Here is an 8004-nt window from a genome sequence, read left to right as displayed (position 1 = left end):
AAGCCAAAGAATGACCCCGCATTGAAACCCGCCCTGCTCACCCCTGAGGAAGCTTCGCAATCACCTTGATCTCGAACTGGAATCCGTAGAGCCACGTCACGCCGATACCGGTCAACGTCGGGTACGGCGCGTCGCCCCAGAACTCCGGCAACACCTTCCAGATCGTGTCGAACTTCGACTCGGGGTCGACGATGAACACCGTCACGTCGACCACGTCGGCGAACGTGCACCCGGCAGCCCCAAGAATCGCGTTCAGATTGGCAAACGCGAGTCGTACCTGCGCCTCGAGATCGGGCTTCGGCGAACCGTCTTCGCGGCTCCCCACCTGCCCCGACACGAACAGGAAGCCATTCGAGCGGATCGCTGGCGAATAGCGGTTCCTTTCGTACAGCGCCTGGCGCCCGGGTGGAAAAACGACGTCGCGTTGAGTCATGGATTTGCCTTTTTGAATGAATTCACGATGAAGGGACTTTAGGCAGCCGGGCCTTGCGGATAAACGGGCAAGACCAACAATCACTGTTTGCGGAATCCAAACAATCGGAGCACACACACCCATGGACCGTTTCGATGCGATGCAGGCTTTTGCGCGCGTGGTGGAAGCAGGCAGCTTCACCAAGGCCGCCGACACGCTTCACATGAGCAAGACCAGCGTGACCCAGCTCGTGCAGCAACTCGAGGCCCGGCTGCGCGTCAAGCTGCTCAATCGCACCACGCGCAAGGTCAACGTCACCGCCGACGGCGCGGCCTACTACGAGCGCGTGGTGCGCCTGCTGGCCGACATGGACGATGCGGAGACCAGCCTGTCTAGCGCGTCGGCGTCACCCCGGGGCCGGCTGCGGGTCGATGTGCCCAGCCCGCTGGCCCGCATGATCCTCGTGCCGGCGCTGCCGGCGTTCCATGCGCGCTACCCCGACATCCAGCTCGACATGGGCGTGAGCGATCGCATGGTCGATGTCATCGGCGAGAACGTCGACTGCGTGGTGCGCGGCGGCGAACTCACCGACCAGTCGCTGATGGCGCGCCGCGTGGGCGACCTGCGGCTCGGCGTCTGCGCGGCGCCGGGCTACGTGGAGCGTGCCGGCACGCCAGAACATCCGCGCGAGCTGGAAGACACGCACCATCGCATCGTCGGCTTCCTGTGGTCGCGCACCGGCAAGGCGTTTCCGTATGCCATGCATCGCGATGGCGAGCGCGTCGAAGTGCAGGGCCGCCACGTGTTTTCGGTGGACGATGGCAACGCGTACCTCGCGGCCGGGCTGGCCGGCCTGGGCATTCTCTGGCTGCCCGACTACATGTCTCGGGCGCACCTGGCGCGCGGCGAACTGGTGCCGCTGTTCGAAGACTGGCACCTCGATCCGATGCCCCTGTACGTCGCGTTTCCACCGAACCGGCATGTCAGCGCCAAGCTGCGCGTGTTCATCGACTGGATCGCCGAGCTCATGGCGGTGCATGCGCCGGTCATCGGCCGACCCTTGGGTTAGAAAAAAGAAAAAAGAAGAAAAGAGAGAAAGCCCGAGGTCCAGGCGTATTCCGAAGAGCGCGGTTCGCAATCATCCTGACTCAAGGGTCAGAGACGAACTTTCTTCGGATTGACACTCGAGCGATCGACGTGCAGCCTATGGCGAGGGGGCTTTCAAAAAAAGAGGGGATAGCGATGTCGAATGCATTTCGCACGGCAGGCCGCCGGTATTTGATTCGTCAGAAAAATACGTTCATGCTGGCAGTGATGGTCACGTCGCTTTGCTCGTGGCTGATTTTCTGGTTTGGCGAGTGACCTGCGTCGGCGATGTGCCGGGCAGCCTGCTCCCCTCGCCTCTTTGCAGATGCTCGATGACCACCCGCACGCGCCGGGGTATCGAGCGCCCCGCGGCGTGGACAAAAGACGCCAGCTTGGCCGGCGGGTCCACCTCGGGCAGCACCCTGGCCAGTTCGCCGCGCGCCAGCGCCTGTGCAACCAGGAACATCGGCAGCTGGGCCACGCCGGCGCCGGCGACAGCCATCGACGCCAGGTGATGCATGTCGTCGGAGCGCGCCGACGCGTTCACTTCAATCGCTTGCGGCTCGCCATCGCGCAGAAAGTTCCAGTCGTCCTGGCGGCCATCGGCGCGCAGGAAAGCCAGGCACCGATGCATCGCAAGGTCCGCGCATTCGGCAAGCCTCGCCGCCTTTGCAAGGTACGCAGGCGACGCCACCGTCACGAACTGTCCGTAGCCCAGTGGGCGCGCCACCAGGCTTGAATCCGCCAGCGGCCCGACGACGATCATGAAGTCGAGCCCGCGCTCCACGATGTCGGCCGGCCGCATCGTCGTGACGACATCGACGCGCAGCCTGGGATGGCTCTCAAGCAGCTCGACCAGTTGCGGCCCGACCAGGTACGTGGCAAAGAGCGATGGCAGCCCGATTCGCACGACGCCCGACACCTCGCTCGCGCCTTGCGCCGCCTCTTCGGCCGCCTCGGCAAGCAGCTCGAATGCGCGCGCGCACCGCGCATGAAACGCAGCGCCCTCTTCCGTGAGACGGAGTGCGCGGGTCGTCCTGGCCAACAGCCTGACCCCGAGCGCGGACTCCAGCCGGGTCACGGCCTTGCTGACCGCGGACGGCGTGAGCTCATAAAGCGCGGCGGCGGCCGTGAAGCTGCCGGTGTCGGCCACGCTGATGAAGATGCGCGCGTCGCCCTCGGCAAGCGGCAATTCGTGAACGCGAGTCAGCAATGTTGTGCCCCCGGTTGTCTTACTCATTCATGCCCTCCTGAGCACCATCCGCACTGTCGATCGAGACAGAACGCACCTCAACAAAACGCGATGCAACGCAGCGCATCAGGACCTTTCATGAAACTCTTCTACAGCCCCGGCGCCACCTCATTTTCCGTCCGCATCGTCCTGCATGAACTCGGGCTCGATGCCGGGTTCGTGCGTGTCGACCTCGAGCGCCAGGAGATTCCGCCGACCGGACAGCCCTATGCCGACATCAACCCGATGGGCAAGGTCCCCGCGCTGGCGTTGGACGACGGCACCGTGCTGACCGAAGGCGCCGCGATTCTTCAATACCTCTCCGACCTCGTGCCGGGCACGGGACTGGTGCCCGCTGGCGGGACGATGGAGAGATACCGGCTCATGGAAACGCTCAACTTCCTGTCTTCGGAAATTCACAAGGGCTATGCATCGATCTTCGATGCGCACGTGCCTCCGGCGTACCGCGAGCGGCTGATGCAAGACACGCGGGCGATCCGGCACATGGCTTCGCTTCTCTCGCCCGGTCCCTACCTGCGGGGCAAGACGTTCACGGTGGCCGATGCCTACCTGTACGCATTGCTGCGCCTGGCGGTGCAGGCGGGAATGGACTTCACGCCATTCCCTGGCATTGCGGCCTTCATCGAGCGGGTCGCTTCGAGGCCGTCGGTTCGCGAAAGTGCCGAGGCTGAAGGGCTCGCCGAGGCATAGCCCGTCGCCGCGCGGCCCTCATCTTCACGAAGGCCGCGGCACCGCCCTCTTTCTCGGCGCACCGATCGCACCGGACGCCGCAGCCTTCACGATGCGGCGGAACTTGGGGCACTCCATGTGGCTCGGCTCGGGACACACGGCGGCATGCCGCAGGCCGTCGCGCATGGCGCTCAGGTTGCGGATGGTTTTGTCGAGCTCGTCGGCCTTGTCCGCCAGCATTTGCCGGTCGATGCGCGGTTGCCCGTCCGACGCGAACATGAGCGCGATCTCGTCCAGCGAAAACCCGGCGGCGCGCCCGAGCGCGATCAGCGCCAGCCGCTCCAGCACGCCGGGGTCGAACAGGCGGCGCAAGCCGTGCCTGCCGATGGACGTGATCAGCCCTTTCTCGTCATAGAAACGCAGCGTCGACGCCGGAACGCCGGAGCGCTTCGACACTTCCGTGATGTCCATGCTTCACCTCTCTTGACTTCAAGTGGACTTGAAGTTGCACAGTCTAGCTTCCGCCCCCGAGGGCATGAATGCATGAATGAAAAAAGGAAGACGACCATGACTGTCACGCAAGACGCCTACGACGAGCAGGCCCGACTGTGGAACGGCGTTGCCGGCCGCGCCTGGGTCGATACCCAGGCCACGCTCGACCAGTTGTTCCGACCGCTCGAAGACCTGCTGACGCAGGCCGTCGCAGCGGCCACCCAAGCCGGTGACCGGCTGCTCGATGTCGGCTGCGGCACGGGCGCCACCACGCTGGCCATCGCACGGCTGCACGATGGCCAGCGCCACTGCATCGGCCTCGATATTTCGGAGCCGATGATCGAAGCCGCCAGGGCGCGCGCCGCGCGGGAAGGCTCCGCCGCCAGCTTCGTCTGTGCCGACGCCCAGAGGCATGTCTTCGAGCCCGCCAGCTTCGACATGGTCGTCTCGCGCCTGGGCGTGATGTTCTTCGACGACCCTGTCAGCGCCTTCGCCAACCTGCGAAGCGCCGCGCGAGAAGGCGCCGCGCTGCGGTTCATCGCATGGCGCGGCGCGGCCGACAACCCGTTCATGACCACGGCCGAGCGCGCCGCCGCACCGCTGCTGCCCAACCTGCCCGTGCGCAAGCCGGGTGCGCCGGGACAGTTCGCGTTCGCCGATCCGCGGAAGGTTCGAAGCCTGCTGGAAGACAGCGGCTGGACCGACATCGACATCCAGCCGGTCGACCTGCCTTGCGCGCTGCCCGAGAAAGACCTGCTGGGCTACCTGACTCGGCTCGGCCCCGTCGGGCTGGCGCTCGAAGAAGCGGATGCGCAGACGCGCGCCCATGTCATCGCAACGGTGCGCTCCGCCTTCGATGCGTATGTGCACGGCGATGAAGTCCGCATGACGGCGGCGTGCTGGACGGTCGGCGCGCGGGCATCGTCCGCATCCGCCACGCCGGGGGAGAAAACGAATGCCTGAAGCTGCGACCCATGCAGCCTGCGCGCTCGTGCTCGGCGCGGGCGCGACGGCGGTGATGGACCTATGGGCCATCGTGCGCAAGCGGCTCTTCGGCCTTCCGTCGCTGGACTACGCGATGGTCGGCCGCTGGCTGATCTACATGACGCGCGGGCGCTTTTTCCACTCGCCCATCGGTACCTCGGCGCCGGTGAAGTGCGAGCGCACGATAGGCTGGACCGCGCACTATGCAATCGGCATCGCCTTCGCAGCCGTGCTGCTGGCGGTCTGGGGCATGGACTGGGCAAGCCGGCCGACGCTCGGCCCGGCACTGGCAGTCGGCATCGGCAGCGTGGCAGCGCCCTTCCTGGTGATGCAGCCGGGCATGGGCGCGGGCATTGCCGCAAGCCGCACGCCGAGCCCCAACATCGCCCGCTTTCACAGCCTCGTGGCACACGGCGTCTTCGGGTTCGGTCTCTATGCGGCCGGATGGGCTTGGCGCTTGCTGTCAGGCCTTTGATTCTTCTTCGCGCAATCGCCGCCCCATGCGCCCGATGCGCTAGAAAAGCCCTTGCTGCGCAGTCGTCAGCGCCATGAAGCTCTCCCCCATCGGCTGAAGAATCGCGTCAGCAATCGGCTGGAGCTGCTTGCTCAGGTAATGCTCGTAGTCGATGCGTGAATGCCGCGTTTCCAGCGGCTCCGGCCCGCTCCGCGTCATGACGTATTGAATCCAGCCGCCGCTCTGGTATTGCTGCGGCCTGCCGACGCGGGCGTTGTGCTCGTCGGCGATGCGCGCGGCGCGCACCTGCGGGGGCACATTGACCAGGTAGGCATCGAGCCGATGGCGCAAGCGCTTCCTGTAGATGAGCAAATCGTCCTTCGCGCCAGCGAGGGTCGACCGCGCATAGTCGGTCACGAACGCCTTGTAGGGCTCGCCCTGGAAGATGCGTGAAAGCAGCCCCTCCTGGAACTGGCGCGCCAGCGGGGTCCAGTCGCTGCGCGCCATTTCGAGGCCACGGTAGACCATCTCTTCCTTGCCCACGGCATCGACGCTCAGCCCCGCGTAGCGCTTCTTGCTGCCCACGTCCGAGCCTCGGATGGTGGGCATGAAGAACTTCTTGTAGTGGGTGTCGAACTCGATCTCGAGCAGGTTCTCGAGGCCCTGCTGCTCGCGAAGGGTGCGCGTCCACCAGTCGTTGATGTCACGCACCAGGCTCGCCGCGACGGCATGCGCCTCTTCGTTGGCGTGGGGACGCCCGAGCCAGATGAAGATGGAGTCGGTGTCGCCATAGATGGCCTGGTAGCCCCGGCGCTCCACGAAGTCGCGCGTGAGCTTCATCATCTCGTGGCCGCGCAGGGTGATGGCGGACACCAGCGCGGGATTGAAGAAACGGCATTCGGACGCACCCAGCACGCCGGCAAAAGAATTCATGAGCAGCTTCAGGGCCTGCGACAGCGGCTCGTTCTTCACCCGCTTGGCCTCGTCGCGCGCACGCCAGAGCGTGGTCACGATTTCCGGCAGGCAATGCTTCTCGCGCGAGAAGGAAGTTCCCCCCGGCCCCTCGACGGCTTTGGTGGTGGCTGTGGCTGCGCCACTGGCGTTCGAGCCTTCCACCAGGCCCACGGGATCGACCAGAAAGGTGCGAATGATCGAGGGGTAGAGGCTCTTGTAGTCGAGCACCACCACGGAGTCGTAGAACCCCGGCTTCGAGTCCATCACGTACCCACCGGGATAGGCCTTGCTCGCGATCTCGCCCACGCTCGGCGCGACGTAGCCCTGGCGGTGCATGCGTGGCAGGTAGTGGTGGCTGAACGCGGCGATGGAGCCGCCGAAGTGGTCGGCCTGCAGGCCCGTGGCATGGGCCCGCTCCATGACGAACTGCAGCAGCTTCGCCTTGTCGAAGATGCGCAGCACCAGTTCGCAGTCCTTGATGTTGTAGAGCGCCAGCGCGGGCTTGTCTTGCTGATACCGCCGCTCGATTTCCGCCATCTTGTCGTACTCGTCGCCGATGGCCTTGCCCTCGCCCAGCAGCGTTTGCGAAACGGTCTCCAGGCTGAACGAAGGAAAGCTCCACACCGCGGCCTTGAGCGCATCGATGCCATCGATGACCACCCGCCCCGGCGTGGGCGCGAACAGGTAGCCCTGCTTGCCCGGATGGGTGCGCCAATCGATGGGCCGCCGCTCGCGCCCCAGCAGCAACTGCACCCCGCAGTCGTTGGCCGTTTTCTGCAGCACGCGCAGGTCGAACTGGATCACGTTCCAGCCGATGAGGACGTCGGGGTCGTTGCGCTCGAACCAGTCGTTGAGCGCCTCGATCATGGCCTTGCGCGTCGGGCAATAGACGAGCGAAAAGTCCAGCGGCTGACCCGGCCCGGTCGGCGCATCCAGCGGCGGCTCGCCCAGCATGAAGACCACCCGTTCCGGCATGCCGTCCAGCGCAATCGAATAGAGCGCCTCGTACTGGCTCGTCTCGATGTCCAGCGACACCACCTTCAGCACCGGCCGGAATTCAGGCGCGGGCTTGAGCTTGCAATCGACGATGGCCGCGCGATCTGCCCACCCGCCTTCCACCAGCACGCCGGCAGTGATGAAGCGTTCCATCAGGTAGCGGTCATGCGGACGCACGTCGGCTTCGAGCAAGGGAACGCCCTGTGGCTGAAGGGCACGCGCCAATCGGCCGAGCTGGCGAAAGTGCGTCGCATAGACGCCAAGCACGGGTTCCTGCTGGAAAGTCTTCAGTTCCAGCTCACGCAGCTGCACGCCCGGCATCCCCACGAGATGCGCCTCCACTGCCGCCCGGTGACGAGCCGCGACGAATGCAACGGAGGTCTGCGAATTCAGCACCACCTTCACCGGCCCCGTATCCGTTGCCAGCCAGTACTCGATTTCGGTGCCGGCCGCCGCATCGCGCCAGTGGCGAGTGAGGATGAAGCCTTTGAGTTCGGTGGACGCCACGAGAGCTTGGGGAATCGGGTGAGGCGGGAGGGCAGGCTTGGGCAAGCTAGACAGGCAGGGCACCGGCGATTTTCACCCGATTGGTTCAGAGCCCAGGCGAATCAGCGACTCACCAGCAGCCTGCCCACGTGCGAAGGGCACCGGGTGTTCCCCGCAGCGAAATAAAGGAGGAGCGAAGCGGGGGACATTCGCGGAGGG

The 8004-nt window shown here is 65.4% G+C and carries 8 protein-coding genes; 4 read left to right on the top strand and 4 right to left on the bottom strand.

Annotation, left to right across the window (positions count from 1 at the left end; all coding sequences use genetic code 11):
• Positions 1–37 precede the first annotated feature (37 nt).
• Positions 38–433 carry a RidA family protein gene (locus tag DBV14_RS05385; RefSeq protein ID WP_124458157.1) on the bottom strand — a complete coding sequence of 132 codons (396 nt, stop codon included), beginning with the start codon at positions 431–433 and terminating at the stop codon, positions 38–40.
• 121 nt (positions 434–554) lie between these two features.
• On the opposite strand from DBV14_RS05385, the gene DBV14_RS05380 reads away from it, so the two are divergent.
• Positions 555–1481, top strand: a complete 927-nt coding sequence (locus tag DBV14_RS05380) for a LysR family transcriptional regulator (protein WP_124458156.1) — start codon at positions 555–557, stop codon at positions 1479–1481.
• A gap of 249 nt (positions 1482–1730) precedes the next feature.
• Here the strand turns inward: DBV14_RS05380 and DBV14_RS05375 are convergent, their stop codons facing one another.
• Positions 1731–2738: a LysR family transcriptional regulator gene (locus DBV14_RS05375; protein WP_124458155.1), complete on the bottom strand. Its 1008-nt coding sequence runs from the start codon at positions 2736–2738 to the stop codon at positions 1731–1733.
• Between the two features lie 90 nt (positions 2739–2828).
• Here DBV14_RS05375 and DBV14_RS05370 point away from each other — a divergent pair, with 90 nt between their 5' ends.
• Positions 2829–3440, top strand: coding sequence for a glutathione S-transferase N-terminal domain-containing protein (locus DBV14_RS05370; protein WP_124458154.1), 612 nt, complete (start codon positions 2829–2831; stop codon positions 3438–3440).
• Positions 3441–3464: 24 nt separating this feature from the next.
• Here the strand turns inward: DBV14_RS05370 and DBV14_RS05365 are convergent, their stop codons facing one another.
• Positions 3465–3890, bottom strand: coding sequence for a helix-turn-helix domain-containing protein (locus DBV14_RS05365; protein WP_124458153.1), 426 nt, complete (start codon positions 3888–3890; stop codon positions 3465–3467).
• Positions 3891–3986: 96 nt separating this feature from the next.
• Here DBV14_RS05365 and DBV14_RS05360 point away from each other — a divergent pair, with 96 nt between their 5' ends.
• Together DBV14_RS05360 and DBV14_RS05355 are read left to right on the top strand one after the other, a co-directional pair.
• On the top strand, positions 3987–4874 hold the full coding sequence (locus tag DBV14_RS05360; RefSeq protein WP_124458152.1) for a class I SAM-dependent methyltransferase: 888 nt from the start codon (positions 3987–3989) through the stop codon (positions 4872–4874).
• Complete coding sequence (locus DBV14_RS05355; RefSeq protein ID WP_124458151.1) at positions 4867–5370, top strand: DUF2938 domain-containing protein; 504 nt, start codon at positions 4867–4869, stop codon at positions 5368–5370. Before DBV14_RS05360 ends, DBV14_RS05355 begins: the two co-directional genes overlap by 8 nt.
• Positions 5371–5409: 39 nt before the next feature.
• On the opposite strand, the gene DBV14_RS05350 is transcribed toward DBV14_RS05355, so the two are convergent.
• Positions 5410–7806: a DNA polymerase II gene (locus tag DBV14_RS05350; RefSeq protein ID WP_124458150.1), complete on the bottom strand. Its 2397-nt coding sequence runs from the start codon at positions 7804–7806 to the stop codon at positions 5410–5412.
• Positions 7807–8004: the final 198 nt, after the last annotated feature.

This window comes from Variovorax sp. KBW07 (assembly GCF_003852515.1).
Lineage (GTDB): Bacteria > Pseudomonadota > Gammaproteobacteria > Burkholderiales > Burkholderiaceae_C > Variovorax.
Note: the sequence above shows the minus strand (reverse complement) of the source record. Positions and strands in the feature narration are given on the sequence as shown.

Excerpts from the sequence above, each read along its gene's own strand:
- DBV14_RS05385 (WP_124458157.1), bottom strand. The coding sequence starts at position 433 with ATGACTCAACGCGACGTCGTTTTTCCACCCGGGCGCCAGGCGCTGTAC.
- DBV14_RS05380 (WP_124458156.1), top strand. The coding sequence starts at position 555 with ATGGACCGTTTCGATGCGATGCAGGCTTTTGCGCGCGTGGTGGAAGCA.
- DBV14_RS05375 (WP_124458155.1), bottom strand. The coding sequence starts at position 2,738 with ATGAGTAAGACAACCGGGGGCACAACATTGCTGACTCGCGTTCACGAA.
- DBV14_RS05370 (WP_124458154.1), top strand. The coding sequence starts at position 2,829 with ATGAAACTCTTCTACAGCCCCGGCGCCACCTCATTTTCCGTCCGCATC.
- DBV14_RS05365 (WP_124458153.1), bottom strand. The coding sequence starts at position 3,890 with ATGGACATCACGGAAGTGTCGAAGCGCTCCGGCGTTCCGGCGTCGACG.
- DBV14_RS05360 (WP_124458152.1), top strand. The coding sequence starts at position 3,987 with ATGACTGTCACGCAAGACGCCTACGACGAGCAGGCCCGACTGTGGAAC.
- DBV14_RS05355 (WP_124458151.1), top strand. The coding sequence starts at position 4,867 with ATGCCTGAAGCTGCGACCCATGCAGCCTGCGCGCTCGTGCTCGGCGCG.